General features: G+C 68.7%; 13 protein-coding genes. 10 read left to right on the plus strand and 3 right to left on the minus strand.

Annotated elements, in window-relative coordinates; all coding sequences use genetic code 11:
- The first annotated feature begins 146 nt into the window (after window positions 1–146).
- The 5 genes from PSPA7_RS01015 (at window position 147) to ahpF (ending at window position 6,205) form a co-directional block, all read left to right on the plus strand.
- A complete protein-coding gene (locus tag PSPA7_RS01015; protein WP_011979175.1) occupies window positions 147–1,718 on the plus strand; it encodes an ABC transporter ATP-binding protein in 1,572 nt (523 codons plus the stop codon).
- Window positions 1,718–2,815: an ABC transporter permease gene (locus tag PSPA7_RS01020; RefSeq protein ID WP_011979176.1), complete on the plus strand. Its 1,098-nt coding sequence runs from the start codon at window positions 1,718–1,720 to the stop codon at window positions 2,813–2,815. Before PSPA7_RS01015 ends, PSPA7_RS01020 begins: the two co-directional genes overlap by 1 nt.
- Before the next feature lie 23 nt (window positions 2,816–2,838).
- The gene (locus PSPA7_RS01025; RefSeq protein WP_011979177.1) at window positions 2,839–3,765 is read left to right on the plus strand and encodes an ABC transporter permease; all 927 of its coding nucleotides are present in this window, start codon (window positions 2,839–2,841) and stop codon (window positions 3,763–3,765) included.
- Between the two features lie 165 nt (window positions 3,766–3,930).
- A complete protein-coding gene (gene ahpC / locus PSPA7_RS01030; RefSeq protein WP_003083828.1) occupies window positions 3,931–4,494 on the plus strand; it encodes an alkyl hydroperoxide reductase subunit C in 564 nt (187 codons plus the stop codon).
- A gap of 145 nt (window positions 4,495–4,639) precedes the next feature.
- Window positions 4,640–6,205, plus strand: coding sequence for an alkyl hydroperoxide reductase subunit F (gene ahpF / locus PSPA7_RS01035; protein WP_011979178.1), 1,566 nt, complete (start codon window positions 4,640–4,642; stop codon window positions 6,203–6,205).
- Window positions 6,206–6,278: 73 nt separating this feature from the next.
- Here ahpF and ppk2 read toward each other — a convergent pair whose 3' ends face one another.
- Window positions 6,279–7,175: a polyphosphate kinase 2 gene (ppk2, locus tag PSPA7_RS01040; protein ID WP_074197357.1), complete on the minus strand. Its 897-nt coding sequence runs from the start codon at window positions 7,173–7,175 to the stop codon at window positions 6,279–6,281.
- A 454-nt stretch (window positions 7,176–7,629) separates the two neighbouring features.
- On the opposite strand from ppk2, the gene PSPA7_RS01045 reads away from it, so the two are divergent.
- Window positions 7,630–8,979 carry an 8-oxoguanine deaminase gene (locus tag PSPA7_RS01045; RefSeq protein ID WP_011979180.1) on the plus strand — a complete coding sequence of 450 codons (1,350 nt, stop codon included), beginning with the start codon at window positions 7,630–7,632 and terminating at the stop codon, window positions 8,977–8,979.
- 108 nt (window positions 8,980–9,087) lie between these two features.
- Window positions 9,088–10,140, plus strand: a complete 1,053-nt coding sequence (locus PSPA7_RS01050) for a nucleoside hydrolase (protein WP_011979181.1) — start codon at window positions 9,088–9,090, stop codon at window positions 10,138–10,140.
- 14 nt (window positions 10,141–10,154) lie between these two features.
- Here the strand turns inward: PSPA7_RS01050 and PSPA7_RS01055 are convergent, their stop codons facing one another.
- Together PSPA7_RS01055 and PSPA7_RS01060 are read right to left on the minus strand one after the other, a co-directional pair.
- Window positions 10,155–10,778, minus strand: a complete 624-nt coding sequence (locus tag PSPA7_RS01055; protein WP_011979182.1) for a nucleoside 2-deoxyribosyltransferase — start codon at window positions 10,776–10,778, stop codon at window positions 10,155–10,157.
- Window positions 10,779–10,902: 124 nt separating this feature from the next.
- Window positions 10,903–11,421, minus strand: coding sequence for a nucleoside 2-deoxyribosyltransferase (locus tag PSPA7_RS01060; RefSeq protein WP_011979183.1), 519 nt, complete (start codon window positions 11,419–11,421; stop codon window positions 10,903–10,905).
- 237 nt (window positions 11,422–11,658) lie between these two features.
- Between PSPA7_RS01060 and PSPA7_RS01065 the strand changes: the two genes are divergently transcribed.
- The 3 genes from PSPA7_RS01065 to PSPA7_RS01075 all read left to right on the plus strand — a co-directional run bounded on the left by PSPA7_RS01065 (window position 11,659) and on the right by PSPA7_RS01075 (window position 14,841).
- Window positions 11,659–12,756, plus strand: a complete 1,098-nt coding sequence (locus PSPA7_RS01065) for a BMP family ABC transporter substrate-binding protein (RefSeq protein WP_011979185.1) — start codon at window positions 11,659–11,661, stop codon at window positions 12,754–12,756.
- Between the two features lie 72 nt (window positions 12,757–12,828).
- Window positions 12,829–13,791, plus strand: coding sequence for an isopenicillin N synthase family dioxygenase (locus tag PSPA7_RS01070; protein WP_011979186.1), 963 nt, complete (start codon window positions 12,829–12,831; stop codon window positions 13,789–13,791).
- Window positions 13,792–13,890: 99 nt separating this feature from the next.
- The gene (locus PSPA7_RS01075) at window positions 13,891–14,841 is read left to right on the plus strand and encodes an adenosine deaminase (protein ID WP_011979187.1); all 951 of its coding nucleotides are present in this window, start codon (window positions 13,891–13,893) and stop codon (window positions 14,839–14,841) included.
- Window positions 14,842–15,005 lie beyond the last annotated feature (164 nt).

The raw sequence follows: 15,005 nt of genomic DNA on the forward strand, positions 1-15,005 counted from the left end.
CTGCGGGGCGTGCCCCGGTGTGGTGCCGGCGGCTGCCACGCCGCCACTGACGGCGAGCGGGGAAACCAGCGCCACGGGCTTTCCTGACTTCCTGGCCAGGTATTTGCAACGGCGGCGCAATCGCCGAGCCACCGACCGAGCCCGCCATGACTACTGTTTCCTCCCCCGCGCCGCCGCGCCTCGAATTGCGCGGGATCAGCAAGCGCTATCCGGGTTGCCTGGCGAACGACCGCATCGACCTGCGCATCGACGCTGGCGAGATCCATGCCCTGCTCGGTGAGAACGGCGCCGGCAAGAGCACGCTGATGAAGATCATCTACGGTGTGACCCGGCCGGACGCCGGTGAGATCCTCTGGCAGGGCGAGCCGGTGCGGGTGCGCGACCCGGCCGGCGCGCGGGCGCTGGGGATCGGCATGGTGTTCCAGCATTTCTCCCTGTTCGAGACCCTCAGCGTGGCGCAGAACATCGCCCTTGCCCTGGGCACCGAGGCGGGCGGCCCGCGCCGGCTGGAGGCGCGCATCCGCGAGGTCTCGCAGCGCTACGGCATGCCGCTGGAGCCGCGCCGGCTGGTCCATGGATTGTCCATCGGCGAGCGCCAGCGGGTGGAGATCGTGCGCTGCCTGATGCAGGACATCCGCCTGCTGATCCTCGACGAGCCGACCTCGGTGCTGACCCCGCGCGAGGCCGAGGATCTCTTCGTCATCCTGCGCCGTCTGGCGGAGGAGGGGTGCAGTGTCCTCTTCATCAGCCACAAGCTGGCCGAGGTTCGCGCGCTCTGCCGGCGCGCCACGGTGCTGCGCGGTGGGCGGGTGGCCGGGCAGTGCCTGCCGGCGCAATGTTCCGATCTCGAGCTGGCGCGGCTGATGGTGGGCGACGCCGAGGGCCTGGCGGCGGAGTATCCGAAAGTCGCCGGCGGCGCACCTTTCCTCCAGGTGCGCGACCTGTACTGGCGCAACCCGGACCCGTTCGGCGTGTCCTTCGCCGGCCTCGACCTGGAGGTGCGCAGCGGCGAGATCCTCGGTATCGCCGGGGTCGCCGGCAACGGCCAGGATGAATTGCTCGCCCTGCTCAGCGGCGAGGTCCGCCTGCCGCGCGTCCAGGCCGGGCGTATCCGCCTCGGCGGCACTGCCGGCGGACACCTGGCGGCGGATGCGCGGCGCCGCGCCGGCCAGGCCTTCGTTCCCGCCGAGCGGCTGGGGCATGGCGCGGTGCCGGAGATGAGCCTGGCGGACAATACCTTGCTCAGCGCCTTCCAGCGGGGACTGGTGAAGCGCGGGTTGGTCCGGCGGCGCAAGGTGCTGGCGCTGGCCGAGGAGATCATCCGCCGTTTCGCCGTGAAGACCCCGGGAGCCGGGGCGCCGGCACGCAGTCTTTCCGGCGGCAACCTGCAGAAGTTCATCCTCGGCCGCGAGATCCTCCAGAGCCCGCGCCTGCTGGTGGCGGCGCATCCCACCTGGGGCGTGGACGTCGGCGCGGCGGCGCTGATCCACCGCGCGCTGATCGCTTTGCGCGATGCCGGTACGGCGATCCTGGTGGTCTCCGAGGACCTCGACGAGCTGTTCCTGCTCAGCGACCGCATCGCCGCGCTGTGTTCGGGGCGGCTGTCCCCGGCGGTCGCCACCGCGAGCGCTTCGCCGCAGCAGGTCGGCGGCTGGATGGCCGGACAATTCGAGGCGCCGGCGGCGGTCGCCGGCGCTGTTGCCCAAGGGAGCCTGTGATGCTGTTGTCCCTGGAACCGCGTGGCCGGCAGTCGCGCTGGATACTACTGGCCTCTCCGCTGCTGGCGGGGCTGCTGACCCTGGTCTGCGGCGCGCTGCTGTTCGCCGGTCTCGGTCACGATCCGTGGCAGGCCCTGCATACCGTGCTGGTACAGCCGGTCAGCGATCTCTACGGGATCGGCGAGCTGCTGGTGAAAGCCATGCCGATCCTGCTTTGTGCCCTCGGCCTGGCGCTGGCCTACCAGGCGCGCGTGTGGAACATCGGCGCGGAGGGCCAACTGCTGATCGGCGCCCTGGCCGGCAGCGCGGTGGCGATCCAGTTGCTCGACTGGCAGAGCCGCTGGGCGCTGGCCGGGGTGCTGCTCGCCGGGAGCGCTGCCGGGGCGTTCTGGGCCGGGCTCGCCGCCTGGCTGCGGACGCGCTTCAACGCCAATGAGATCCTCACCACCATCATGCTCAACTACATCGCGCTGAACCTGCTGCTGTACGGCGTGCACGGGCCGTTGAAGGACCCGGAGGGCTTCAACTTCCCGCAGTCGGCGCTGTTCGGCGAAGCCAGCCGCCTGCCGGCGCTGTTCGAGGACAGCCGGGTGCACTTCGGCGCGCTGTTCGGCCTGCTGGCGCTGGCGGCGGTCTGGGTGCTGGCGCAGCGCAGCTTCCTCGGTTTCCAGGTCCGCGTACTCGGCCTGGATCGCCGCGCCGCCGGTTTCGCCGGTTTCCGCGAGAAGCGCCTGGTCTGGTTCGTCCTGCTGTTTTCCGGGGCGCTGGCGGGGCTGGCGGGCGTCTGCGAGGTCGCTGGCCCGATCGGCCAGCTGGTGCCGCAGGTCTCGCCGGGCTATGGCTACGCGGCGATCACCGTGGCCTTCCTCGGCCGCCTGAACCCCTTCGGCATCCTCGCCGCCAGCCTGCTGATGGCATTGCTCTACCTGGGGGGCGAGGCCGCGCAGATGAGCCTCAACCTGCCGCTGGCGCTGACCGGGCTGTTCCAGGGAATGATGCTGTTCTTCCTCCTCGCCTGCGACGTGCTGATCCTCTACCGCCCGCGCCTGCACGGGCACTGGCGCAAGCGCCCGGCACTGCGCGACGCCCTGGCCTGAAACCGCTTCGTCGAGGAACCACGATGGACATCGATCTGCTGAACAACCTGCTGTTCGCCATGGTCCGCACCGGTACGCCGCTGCTGCTGGTGGCGCTGGGCGAACTGGTCTGCGAGAGGAGCGGGGTGCTCAACCTCGGCCAGGAAGGGATGATGCTGTTCGGCGCGGTGATCGGCTTCATGGTCGCCTTCTCCAGCGGCAGCCTGTGGCTCGGCGTGCTACTCGCGGTGCTCGCCGGGATGCTGCTGGCGGCGCTGTTCGCCGGGGTCGCCCTGTACCTGAACGCCAACCAGGTGGCCTGCGGCCTGGCGCTGACCATCTTCGGCGTCGGCCTGTCGTCGTTCGTCGGCGCCGCCTGGGTCGGCAAGCCACTGCAGGGCTTCGCCCCGCTGGCGCTGCCGGTGCTGGGTGAGTTGCCGCTGCTCGGGCGCATGCTGTTCGCCCAGGACGCGCTGGTCTACCTGAGCCTGGCGCTGTTCGCCGCGGTCGCCTGGATGCTCCTGCGCAGCCGTGCCGGGCTGGTCCTCCAGGCGGTCGGCGAGAACCCCGACGCGGCCAGCGCGATGGGCTTGCCGGTACTGCGCGTGCGCACCCTGGCGGTGCTCTTCGGCGGGGCCATGGCCGGCCTGGCCGGCGCCTACCTGTCGCTGGCCTATACGCCGATGTGGGCGGAGAACATGACCGCCGGGCGTGGCTGGATCGCCCTGGCGCTGGTGGTGTTCGCCAGTTGGCGGGTATTCCGCGTGCTGCTCGGCGCCTGGCTGTTCGGCCTGGCCAGCATCCTGCACCTGGTGGCCCAGGGGGTCGGCCTGGCGATTCCGGCCAACCTGCTGGCGATGCTGCCCTACGTGGCGACCATCCTGGTGCTGGTCCTGCTCTCCCGCGACGCCTTGCGCACCCGGCTCTACGCCCCGGTTTCCCTGGGCCAGCCGTGGAAGGCGGGTCTCTGACCGAGGTGGGTTTTACGATTAGTTGTTTTAACTATTTATATATCCTTCGATAGATTTAGATAATTTCACTGATGGCCTAAATCAATGGGGCATTTTTGTCGAACCCCGTTAAGATTCTCCCAGTCGATTTGAAACACCCCCATTCAACTGAGAGAGGAACGACTGATGTCCCTGATCAACACTCAAGTCCAACCGTTCAAGGTCAACGCTTTCCACAACGGCAAGTTCATCGAGGTGACCGAGGAATCCCTGAAGGGCAAGTGGTCGGTCCTGATCTTCATGCCGGCTGCCTTCACCTTCAACTGCCCGACCGAGATCGAAGACGCCGCCAACAACTACGGCGAGTTCCAGAAGGCCGGTGCCGAGGTCTACATCGTGACCACCGACACCCACTTCTCGCACAAGGTCTGGCACGAAACCTCGCCGGCCGTCGGCAAGGCCCAGTTCCCGCTGATCGGCGACCCGACCCACCAGCTGACCAATGCCTTCGGCGTGCACATCCCGGAAGAAGGCCTGGCTCTGCGCGGTACCTTCGTGATCAACCCGGAAGGCGTGATCAAGACCGTCGAGATCCACTCCAACGAGATCGCCCGTGACGTCGGCGAGACCGTGCGCAAGCTGAAGGCCGCCCAGTACACCGCTGCCCACCCGGGCGAAGTCTGCCCGGCCAAGTGGAAGGAAGGCGAGAAGACCCTCGCGCCGTCCCTGGACCTGGTCGGCAAGATCTAAGACCGCGCCGGCGGCATTCGCCGCCAGCCTCTCCGGCGGACGATCCTTCCCGGATCGTCCGTCCTTCACCCAGCCAACGCGCCGTGCAGGGCGGATGTTCCATCCGCCGGGGACCCCGTTTGCCCGAATTTCGAGGAGCTGAACCATGTTGGACGCCAATCTTAAAGCCCAGTTGAAGGCCTACCTGGAAAAGGTCAGCCAGCCGTTCGAGATCGTCGCGTCCCTCGATGACAGCGACAAATCCCGCGAGCTGCTGGGCCTGCTGCAAGACATCGTCGGCCTGACCGACAAGATCACCCTGAAGACCGACGGCAGCGATGCGCGCAAACCGTCGTTCTCGCTGAACCGCCCGGGTGCGGACATCGGCCTGCGCTTCGCCGGTATCCCCATGGGCCACGAATTCACCTCGCTGGTGCTGGCCCTGCTGCAGGTAGGCGGCCATCCCTCCAAGCTCGACGCGGAGGTGATCGAGCAGGTCAAGGGCATCGAGGGCACCTTCGAGTTCGAAACCTACTTCTCGCTGTCCTGCCAGAACTGCCCGGACGTGGTCCAGGCGCTGAACCTGATGGCCGTGCTCAACCCGAACATCCGCCACGTCGCCATCGACGGCGCGCTGTTCCAGGACGAGGTCGAGGCGCGCCAGATCATGTCGGTGCCGAGCATCTACCTCAACGGCGAAGTCTTCGGCCAGGGCCGCATGGGTGTGGAAGAGATCCTCGCCAAGATCGACACCGGCGCCGCCGCCCGCGACGCCGAGAAGCTCACCGCCCGCGAAGCTTTCGACGTGCTGGTGGTCGGCGGCGGTCCGGCCGGCGCCGCGGCGGCGATCTACGCCGCGCGCAAGGGCATTCGCACCGGCGTCGCCGCCGAGCGCTTCGGCGGCCAGGTGCTGGACACCATGGCCATCGAGAACTTCATCTCGGTGCAGGAGACCGAAGGGCCGAAGCTGGCGCGAGCGCTTGAAGAGCATGTGCGCCACTACGAGGTCGACATCATGAACCTGCAGCGCGCCAGCAAGCTGGTGCCGGCGAAGAACGCCGGCGAGTTGCACGAAGTGCAGTTCGAGAGCGGCGGCAGCCTCAAGGCCAGGAGCCTGATCCTCGCCACCGGCGCCCGCTGGCGCGAAATGGGCGTGCCCGGCGAGCAGGAGTACAAGGCCAAGGGCGTGTGCTTCTGCCCGCACTGCGACGGCCCGCTGTTCAAGGGCAAGCGCGTGGCGGTGATCGGCGGCGGCAACTCCGGCGTCGAGGCGGCCATCGACCTGGCCGGCATCGTCGCCCACGTGACCCTGCTGGAGTTCGACAGCAAGTTGCGCGCCGACGCCGTGCTGCAACGCAAGCTCTACAGCCTGCCGAACGTCGAGGTGATCACCAGCGCCCTGACCAGCGAAGTGAAGGGCGACGGCCAGAAGGTCACCGGCCTGGTGTACAAGGACCGCAACTCCGAGGAGTTCAAGTCGATCGAGCTGGAAGGCATCTTCGTGCAGATCGGCCTGCTGCCCAACACCGAGTGGCTCAAGGGCAGCGTCGAGCTGTCGCCGCGCGGCGAGATCATCGTCGACGCCCGTGGCGAGACCTCGCTGCCCGGGATCTTCGCCGCCGGCGACGTGACCACGGTGCCGTACAAGCAGATCGTGATCGCCGTGGGCGAGGGCGCCAAGGCTTCGCTGAGCGCCTTCGACCACCTGATCCGGACCTCCGCCCCGGAGTGATCCCCCCTGTCGAAAGCGGAACGCCCGGGGCGCGACAGCGCCCCGGGCGTTTTCATTGGCGCGACCGCCGGCCTCAGGCCGGGATATCCAGGTTCGCGTGGCCCGGCGCGGCGGCCGCCTCGGCGTAGACCTTCTCGTCTTCCTCGATCACCCGCGAGGCCGGCCCCACCAGCAACGGATCGGGCTCATGGGCGATGCGCCGGTCCTTGCCCGGGTAGTCCAGCGCGTGCAGGAAGTGGCGGATGCAGTTGAGTCGCGCGCGCTTCTTGTCGTCGGACTTGATCACCGTCCACGGCGCGTCGGCGGTGTCGGTATGGAAGAACATCGCCTGCTTGGCGGCGGTGTAGTCGTCCCACTTGTCCAGCGACTTGATGTCGATGGGCGACAGCTTCCAGTGCTTGAGCGGATCGTCGCGGCGCGAGATGAAGCGCCGCAGTTGTTCCTCGCGGCTCACCGAGAACCAGTACTTGAACAGCAGGATGCCGCTGTTGGTGAGCATGCGCTCCAGCTCCGGCGCCTGGCGCATGAACTCCAGGTATTGCAGCGGCGAGCAGAAGCCCATGACCCGCTCGACGCCGGCGCGGTTGTACCAGGAGCGATCGAAGAAGACCATCTCGCCGGCGGTGGGCAGGTGCTGGATATAGCGCTGGAAATACCACTGGCCCTGCTCCTGGGAGGAGGGTTTCTCCAGGGCGACGATCCGCGCGCCGCGAGGGTTCAGGTGCTCCATGAAGCGCTTGATGGTGCCGCCCTTGCCGGCGGCGTCGCGGCCTTCGAACAGGACCACCACGCGCTGGCCGGTCTCCTTCACCCAGCTCTGCACCTTGAGCAGCTCGATCTGCAGGTCGTGCTTGGCCTTCTCGTACTCGTTGCGGCGCATCCGCGTGTGATAGGGGTAGTTCGCCGGCAGGCTCGCCGAAGTGCTGTCCTCGCTGCTGCCGTGGGGCGCGCTGGCGACCTGCAGGGCCACCGGCTTCTGGCTGATCGCCTGGATCTCCTCGCGAGCCTTCTGCGCCGGGCTGGCCACCCGCGGGCGGCGGGTCGCCGGCTTGCGCGGGGCGCGGCGGGCGGCGGGCCGGGCCGGCTTGGCCGGCTGCGCGGCGGGTTGCTCGGCGGAGGGGGGACTGACAGTGGGTTCTTCGCTCATGCGGGGCTCCTTCCGTTCTACGTTTTCAGCTATGCAGTCCCCCACTCTATGCCCCTGCCGGGGGACGTCCGTTGACCCCCATCAAACCGCGCCCGGCCGCCGCCGGGAGGAAAGCCTTACACCTCTCCAGAAATCCCTTGTAGGATATCGCCACGCGCGCGGCGTCCCGTCGCCCCGCGGACCTGGATCAGCAGACAGGGTGAACACTGAGCTGGCTCTCATCAACCGAGGGCCGGCAGCGTTCGCGCCGGCCCGCCGATCCGACGAAGGTCCGCACATGTCCCGCACCTGGATTCGCAACCCCCTCGCCATCTTCACCGCCAACGGCCTCGACGCCGCCGGCGGCCTGGTCGTCGAAGACGGCCGCATCGTCGAGCTGCTCGGCGCCGGCCAGCACCCCGCGCAACCCTGCGCCAGCCAGTTCGACGCCAGCCAGCACGTGGTCCTGCCGGGGCTGATCAATACCCATCACCACTTCTACCAGACCCTCACCCGCGCCTGGGCGCCAGTGGTCAACCAGCCGCTGTTCCCCTGGCTGAAGACCCTCTACCCGGTCTGGGCGCGGCTGACCCCGGAGAAACTCGAACTGGCCACCAAGGTGGCGCTGGCCGAGCTGCTGCTGTCCGGCTGTACCACCGCTGCCGACCACCACTACCTGTTCCCCGGCGGTCTCGAACAGGCCATCGACGTGCAGGCCGGGGTGGTCGAGGAGCTGGGCATGCGCGCCATGCTCACTCGTGGCTCGATGAGCCTTGGCGAGAAGGACGGCGGCTTGCCGCCGCAGCAGACGGTGCAGGAAGCCGAGACCATCCTCGCCGACAGCGAGCGACTGATCGCCCGCTACCACCAGCGCGGCGAGGGCGCCCGCGTGCAGATCGCCCTGGCGCCCTGCTCGCCGTTCTCGGTGACCCCGGAGATCATGCGCGCCAGCGCCGAGCTGGCGGCGCGCCATGACGTGCGCCTGCACACCCACCTGGCGGAGACCCTCGACGAGGAAGACTTCTGCCTGCAGCGCTTCGGCCTGCGCACCGTGGACTACCTGGACAGCGTCGGCTGGCTCGGCCCGCGCACCTGGCTGGCCCACGGCATCCACTTCAATGCCGAGGAGATCCGCCGGCTCGGCGAGGCGGGCACCGGTATCTGCCATTGCCCGAGTTCGAACATGCGCCTGGCCTCGGGCATCTGCCCGACCATGGAGCTGGAGGCGGCCGGCGCGCCGATCGGCCTGGGGGTCGACGGCTCGGCCTCCAACGACGCCTCGAACATGATCCTCGAGGCGCGCCAGGCCCTGTACCTGCAACGCCTGCGCTACGGCGCCGAGCGAATCACCCCGGCGCTCGCCCTGGGCTGGGCCACCCGTGGCTCGGCGCGCCTGCTCGGGCGCGGCGACATCGGCGAACTGGCCCCCGGCAAGCAGGCCGACCTGGCGTTGTTCAAGCTCGACGAGCTGCGCTTCTCGGGCAGCCACGACCCGCTCTCGGCGCTGCTGCTGTGCGCCGCCGATCGCGCCGACCGGGTAATGGTGGGCGGCACCTGGCGAGTGGTCGACGGTGCCGTGGAGGGCCTCGACCTGGCCGCCCTGATCGCCCGCCACCGCGCGGCGGCGAGCGCCCTGATCGCCGGTTGACGCGGTTGCCGACGGAGGAAGCGCTACGCTTCCTCTGTCGGTTCGCATAGGTCGGCGCGTGGCCCGCGACTGGCTAGACTGTGGCATTCCCCACCAGGAGCCACCCCCATGTCACGCGCCGCCCGCCCCCGCAACCGCTTTTGCCGCCTGCTGCTAGGACTCGCCCTGCTGATGCCCGCCAGCCTTCCCTTCGCCGCCGCCGAAACGGCCGCGCCGCAATCGCCGCGGACGCTGATCATCGACACCGATCCGGGCGCCGACGACGTGATCGCCCTGCTGTTCGCCATGGCCTCGCCGAAGGAACTGAAGATCCAGGCGCTGACCACCGTCGCCGGCAACGTGCCGCTGGAAAAGACCGCGCGCAACGCCCGCCTGGCCCGCGAGTGGGGCAAGCGCCCGGACATCCCGGTCTACGCCGGCGCCCCGCGGCCGCTGCTGCGCACGCCGATCTACGCCGCCGACGTGCATGGCAGCGAAGGCATCAGCGGCGTCGAGGTGCATGAGCCGAAGCAGCCGCTGGCCGAAGGCAACGCCGTGGACTACCTGATCCGCACCCTGCGCGCGGCGCCGGAGAAGAGCGTGACCCTGGCCATGCTCGGCCCGGAGACCAACCTCGCGCTGGCCTTGACCCAGGCCCCGGACATCGTCAAGGGTATCCGCGAGATCGTGATCATGGGCGGCGCCCACTTCAACGGCGGCAACATCACCCCGGCCGCCGAATTCAACATCTTCGCCGATCCGCACGCGGCGGAGATCGTGCTCAAGAGCGGGGCGCCGATCACCATGCTGCCGCTCGACGTGACCCACAAGATCCTCACCAGCCCCGAGCGCATCGCCAGGCTGCGCAACCTCGGCAACCGGGCCGGCAAGACCGTCGCCGACATCCTCGACGCCTACGTCCAGTACGACATCAAGTACTACGGTCTGGAGGGCGGCCCGGTGCACGACGCCACGGTGGTCGCCTACCTGCTCGAGCCCTCGCTGTTCAAGGGCAAGCGGATCAACGTGCAGGTCGACAGCCGCGAGGGCATCACCTTCGGCCAGACCGTGGCCGACTGGTACGGCGGCCTCAAGCAGCCGGCCAACGTCAACTGGATCAACGAGGGCGACGCCCAGGGTTTCTTCGACCTGCTCGCCGAGCGTATCGCCCGCCTGCCCTGAATCTTTCGGCCGGCTCAGCCGTGGTGCCCGGCGAGTTGGCGCAGGGCCTGCTCGGCGTCGCCGACGACTAGCGTTGCCGGCACCGCCAGCATCAGGTTGAGCGGCAGGCCGAACTCTTCCAGGGCCATGCCGTCGCGGTCGCGGCTCGGGTCCTGGCCGATCAGCGCGGGAGCGTGGCGGCGGATTCGTTCGGCGTAGCTGCCGGCGTCGTCGACGTAGCCATAGACCGGCTTGCCGAGGGCGGTGGCGTAGCCGACCTCGAAGGCGGTGCCGCTGTCGGGCTCGGCGCCGCGGAAGAAGTTCAGGTTGGCCAGCACCGCGTCGGCGCGTTCGATCAGGCCGAGATTGGCGCGGTAGATCCAGGCCGCCTGTTCGCGCGGATCGGCGATGCGCTTCGGCAAGGCGTTGTCCAGCGGGTAGAGGCCCTCGAAGCCGTAGCGTGCGCAGAGTGCCTTGAGCGCTTCGCCGTGGGCGACGGCGTCGGCGCGGAACACATCGGGACCGGCCAGGTAGAGTTTGCGCGGCCTGGCCGCGGCGCGTACGCCCGGCAGGCTGCCGAGCAGGGCGCCGGCGGGCAGCAGCAGGGCTGCCAGGCGCAGGAAGCTGCGACGGCTGCTGGAACCCTTGGATCGGCTCATCGGATGCTCTCCTGGAGGCCGGCCTCCCGGATGGGGCCGTTGTTGTCCAGGATTATGGCCGGCAAGCGGCGGGCCGGGCGGCGTCTATCTGCCAGCAGCTAGGCGACGGTTTTCACGCCGCGCTTCAGGTGTTCCGGCCGAGATCCTCGGCGAGACGCAGCAGGGCCTCGCGCGGGCCGCCCGCGACCAGCCGCGAAGGCACCGCCAGCATCAGGTTCAATGGCAGGCCGAAACCCTCCAGTTGCCAGCCGTCGCGGTCCACGCCGGGGCGCTCGCCGAGCCATTCCGGGGCCAGCCGGGCGAGACGCTCGGCGTAGGCGCCGGCATCGTCGAGATAGGCGTAGACCGGCTTGCCCAGGGCCAGGGCGTAGCCGACCTCGAAGGCGGTGCCGCTGTCCGGCTCGCTGCCGCGGAACGGGTCGAGGTTGGCCAGCACGCAGTCGGCGCGCTCGATCAGGCCGACATTGGCGCGGTAGATCCAGGCGGCCTGGGCGGCCGGCTCGCGGATGTCGGCGGGCAGGGCGTGGTCGAGCGGGTAGAGGCCGACGAAGCCGAACTCGGCGCAGAGCGCCTTGAGGGTTTCGCCGTGGGCCTCGGCGTCGGGGCGGAAGACGTCCGGCCCGGCCAGGTAGATCGCGGTCATCGCGTGCGTGCCTTGTTACGGAAAGCCAGCGCCCATGGTAGGCCATCGTGGTGGCGCCGGCATGCACCAGGCGATGGCGCGCTGCACCGTCCTGCAGCCGCGCCGGCATGGCGCGGCACGCAGAAGCGCGGGCTTGAGCGGAGTTGTCCGGGTGGTCAGGTAATTGCATCGGCGGGCGGGCTGAACGCGAAGCCACGTCCGATGGCCAACCCTGCACTCACCGGAGCACACCCATCCATGAAACACCGTCGCACGCAATCCCGCACCTCCGTCCTGTGCCGCCTTGCCGCCGTCCTCGGCCTCGGCGCCTGCGCTCTCGCCGCCGAGGCCGCCGAACCACTGAAGGTCGGCTTCGTCTATGTCGGCCCGGTCGGCGACCACGGCTGGACCTACCAGCACGAACTGGGCCGCCGCGAACTGGTGGAGCACTTCGGCGACAAGGTGAAGACCAGCTTCGTCGAGAACGTCGCCGAGGGCGCCGATGCCGAGCGGGTCATCCGCAACCTGGCGAAAGACGGCTACGGCCTGGTCTTCACCACATCCTTCGGCTACATGAACCCCACCGCCAAGGTGGCCCGGCAGTTTCCCAGGGTGACCTTCGAGCACGCCACCGGCTACAAGCGCGACAGGAACCTCGGCACCTACCTGTCGCGCTCCTACGAGGGCCGCTACGTCGGCGGCTTCCTCGCGGCGAAGATGACCCGCAGCCACAAGATCGGCTACATCGCCTCGTTCCCGATTCCCGAGGTGATCCGCGACATCAACGCGATCCGGCTGGCGCTGGACAAATACGACCCGCAGGCCGAGCTCAAGGTGATGTGGGTGAACACCTGGTTCGATCCGGGCAAGGAGGCCGACGCGGCCAACGCGCTGATCGACCAGGGCGTCGACGTGGTGTTCCAGCACACCGATAGCCCGGCGCCGATCCAGGCCGCCGAGCGTCGCGGGGTATACGCCGTGGGCTACGCCTCGGACATGCAGCACTTCGGGCCGAAGACCGTGCTCACCTCGATCGTCAACGACTGGGGCCCGCACTATATCCGCTCGGCCCAGGCGGTGATGGACGGCACCTGGAAATCCGAGGACTTCTGGGGCGGCCTGGCCGAGAGCATGGTGGTCCTGCCGCTGAACCAGGAGGTGCTGCCGGCGCCGGTGCGGGAAGAGGCGGGCAGGCTGATCGAGTCGATCCGCAGCGGCGCCTTCCATCCCTTCACCGGGCCGATCCGCGACCAGTCCGGCAAGGAGCGTTTCGCCGCCGGCGTCAGCGCGACCAATGCCGACCTGGCGTCGATGAACTATTACGTGGAAGGCATCAAGGCCGACCTGCCGAAGTGAACCCTGGCCTCGTATGAGACAAGACGCCGAGCGCAGGCACTTTCCGTACAGGGCCCATCGAGGAGAGCGCGAGTGGACCGTCTACCCATCATCGACATCGCCCCGCTCTACGGCGCCGACCGCGGCGCCTGGAACGACGTGGCGCGGCGGATCGACCAGGCCTGCCGCGAGTGGGGCTTCTTCTATATCGCCGGGCACCCGTTGCCGGCCGCGCGCTTCGAAGCCCTGCTGGCGGCGGCGCGGGAGTTCTTCGCGCTGCCCGTCGAAGAGAAGCTGAAGATCGATATCACCCGCAGCCGCAACCATCGCGGCTACGGCGCGATCGCCACCGAGCAGCTCGACCCGGCGTTGCCCAGCGACTTCAAGGAAACCTTCGACATGGCCCTGCACCTGCCGGCGGAGCATCCGGACGTGGGCGCCGGCACGTCCTTCTACGGGCCCAACCGGCACCCCGACCTGCCCGGCTGGGAGGCGCTGCTGGAGGGGCATTACGCCGACATGCTGGCGCTGGCCCGTACCGTGCTGCGCGCCCTGGCCATCGCCCTGGGGATCGAGGAGGACTTCTTCGACCGCCGCTTCGAGCAGCCGGTCAGCGTGTTCCGCCTGATCCACTATCCGCCGGCCGCCGACCGGCAGAGCGCCGACCAGCCCGGCGCCGGCGCGCACACCGACTACGGCTGCGTGACCCTGCTCTACCAGGACGCCGCCGGCGGCCTGCAAGTGCAGAACCGCCAGGGCGAATGGATCGACGCACCGCCGATCGACGGCACCTTCGTGGTCAACATCGGCGACATGATGGCGCGCTGGAGCAACGACCGTTATCGCTCGACCCCGCACCGGGTGCTCAGCCCGCGCGGAGTGGACCGTTATTCCATGCCGTTCTTCGCCGAGCCGCACAGCGACACCGAGATCCGCTGCCTGCCGGGCTGTTTCGACGCGGACAATCCGCCGAGGTACCCGCCGACCACCTGCGGCGAGTGGCTGACCTCGCGCTTCGCCCAGACCTATGCCTATCGGCGCGGCGAGACGGCCTGAGTTGCCGCTGGCAGCGGCCCGGGGGATTCCCTCGGGCCTGGCTCGCGGGACAGGTTAAACTTGCCGGCAACGACCAGCCTGATCGCGAGAACCCACCCCATGTACGAATGGCTCAACGCCTTGCCCAAGGCCGAACTGCACCTGCACCTGGAAGGTACCCTGGAGCCGGAACTGCTGTTCGCCCTCGCCGAGCGCAACCGCATCGCCCTGCCGTGGAACGACGTCGAGACCCTGCGCAAGGCCTACGCCTTCAACAACCTGCAGGAATTCCTCGACCTCTACTACGCTGGCGCCGACGTGCTGCGCAGCGAGCAGGACTTCTACGACCTGACCTGGGCCTACCTGCAGAAGTGCAAGGCGCAGAACGTGGTCCACGTCGAGCCGTTCTTCGACCCGCAGACCCACACCGACCGCGGCATTCCCTTCGAGGTGGTGCTCGCCGGCATCCGTGCCGCGCTGCGCGACGGCGAGAAGCAGCTGGGCATCCGTCACGGGCTGATCCTCAGCTTCCTCCGCCACCTCAGCGAGGAAGAAGCACAGAAAACCCTCGACCAGGCCCTGCCGTTCCGCGACGCCTTCGTCGCCGTAGGCCTCGACAGCTCGGAAGTCGGGCATCCGCCGCGCAAGTTCCAGCGCGTCTTCGACCGCGCCCGCAGCGAAGGCTTCCTCACCGTCGCCCACGCCGGCGAGGAGGGGCCGCCCGAGTACATCTGGGAAGCCCTCGACCTGCTCAAGGTCGAACGCATCGACCACGGCGTGCGCGCCTTCGAGGACGAACGGCTGATGCGGCGGCTGATCGACGAGCAGATCCCGCTGACCGTCTGCCCGCTGTCCAACACCAAGCTCTGCGTGTTCGACGACATGAGCCAGCACACCATCCTCGACATGCTCGAGCGTGGCGTGAAGGTGACGGTGAATTCCGACGACCCGGCCTACTTCGGCGGCTATGTCACCGAGAACTTCCACGCCTTGCAGCAGAGCCTGGGAATGACCGAGGAACAGGCCAGGCGCCTGGCGCAGAACAGCCTGGATGCGCGCCTGGTGAAGTGAGGGCCGGCGGGGTTCCACCGGGCGTTTCGTCGTCACCGGCTTCTCGGCATTGATGATAAGCATTATCATTTGAGGGTCTGCGCAGCATCCCCATGGCGCCGTTCCGGCGCCGGCTTTCGTGCAGCCGTCCCTCACCGATGTCCGACCGCGACCTACCCTCCGGC

Origin of the sequence: Pseudomonas paraeruginosa PA7, from assembly GCF_000017205.1 — a bacterium.
GTDB classification, from domain to species: Bacteria; Pseudomonadota; Gammaproteobacteria; order Pseudomonadales; family Pseudomonadaceae; genus Pseudomonas; species Pseudomonas paraeruginosa.

What these genes read in the sequence shown, in the direction of transcription:
- PSPA7_RS01015 (WP_011979175.1), top strand. Translation starts at nt 147, where the DNA reads ATGACTACTGTTTCCTCCCCCGCGCCGCCGCGCCTCGAATTGCGCGGG.
- PSPA7_RS01020 (WP_011979176.1), top strand. Translation starts at nt 1,718, where the DNA reads ATGCTGTTGTCCCTGGAACCGCGTGGCCGGCAGTCGCGCTGGATACTA.
- PSPA7_RS01025 (WP_011979177.1), top strand. Translation starts at nt 2,839, where the DNA reads ATGGACATCGATCTGCTGAACAACCTGCTGTTCGCCATGGTCCGCACC.
- ahpC (WP_003083828.1), top strand. Translation starts at nt 3,931, where the DNA reads ATGTCCCTGATCAACACTCAAGTCCAACCGTTCAAGGTCAACGCTTTC.
- ahpF (WP_011979178.1), top strand. Translation starts at nt 4,640, where the DNA reads ATGTTGGACGCCAATCTTAAAGCCCAGTTGAAGGCCTACCTGGAAAAG.
- PSPA7_RS01045 (WP_011979180.1), top strand. Translation starts at nt 7,630, where the DNA reads ATGTCCCGCACCTGGATTCGCAACCCCCTCGCCATCTTCACCGCCAAC.
- PSPA7_RS01050 (WP_011979181.1), top strand. Translation starts at nt 9,088, where the DNA reads ATGTCACGCGCCGCCCGCCCCCGCAACCGCTTTTGCCGCCTGCTGCTA.
- PSPA7_RS01055 (WP_011979182.1), bottom strand. Translation starts at nt 10,778, where the DNA reads ATGAGCCGATCCAAGGGTTCCAGCAGCCGTCGCAGCTTCCTGCGCCTG.
- PSPA7_RS01060 (WP_011979183.1), bottom strand. Translation starts at nt 11,421, where the DNA reads ATGACCGCGATCTACCTGGCCGGGCCGGACGTCTTCCGCCCCGACGCC.
- PSPA7_RS01065 (WP_011979185.1), top strand. Translation starts at nt 11,659, where the DNA reads ATGAAACACCGTCGCACGCAATCCCGCACCTCCGTCCTGTGCCGCCTT.
- PSPA7_RS01075 (WP_011979187.1), top strand. Translation starts at nt 13,891, where the DNA reads ATGTACGAATGGCTCAACGCCTTGCCCAAGGCCGAACTGCACCTGCAC.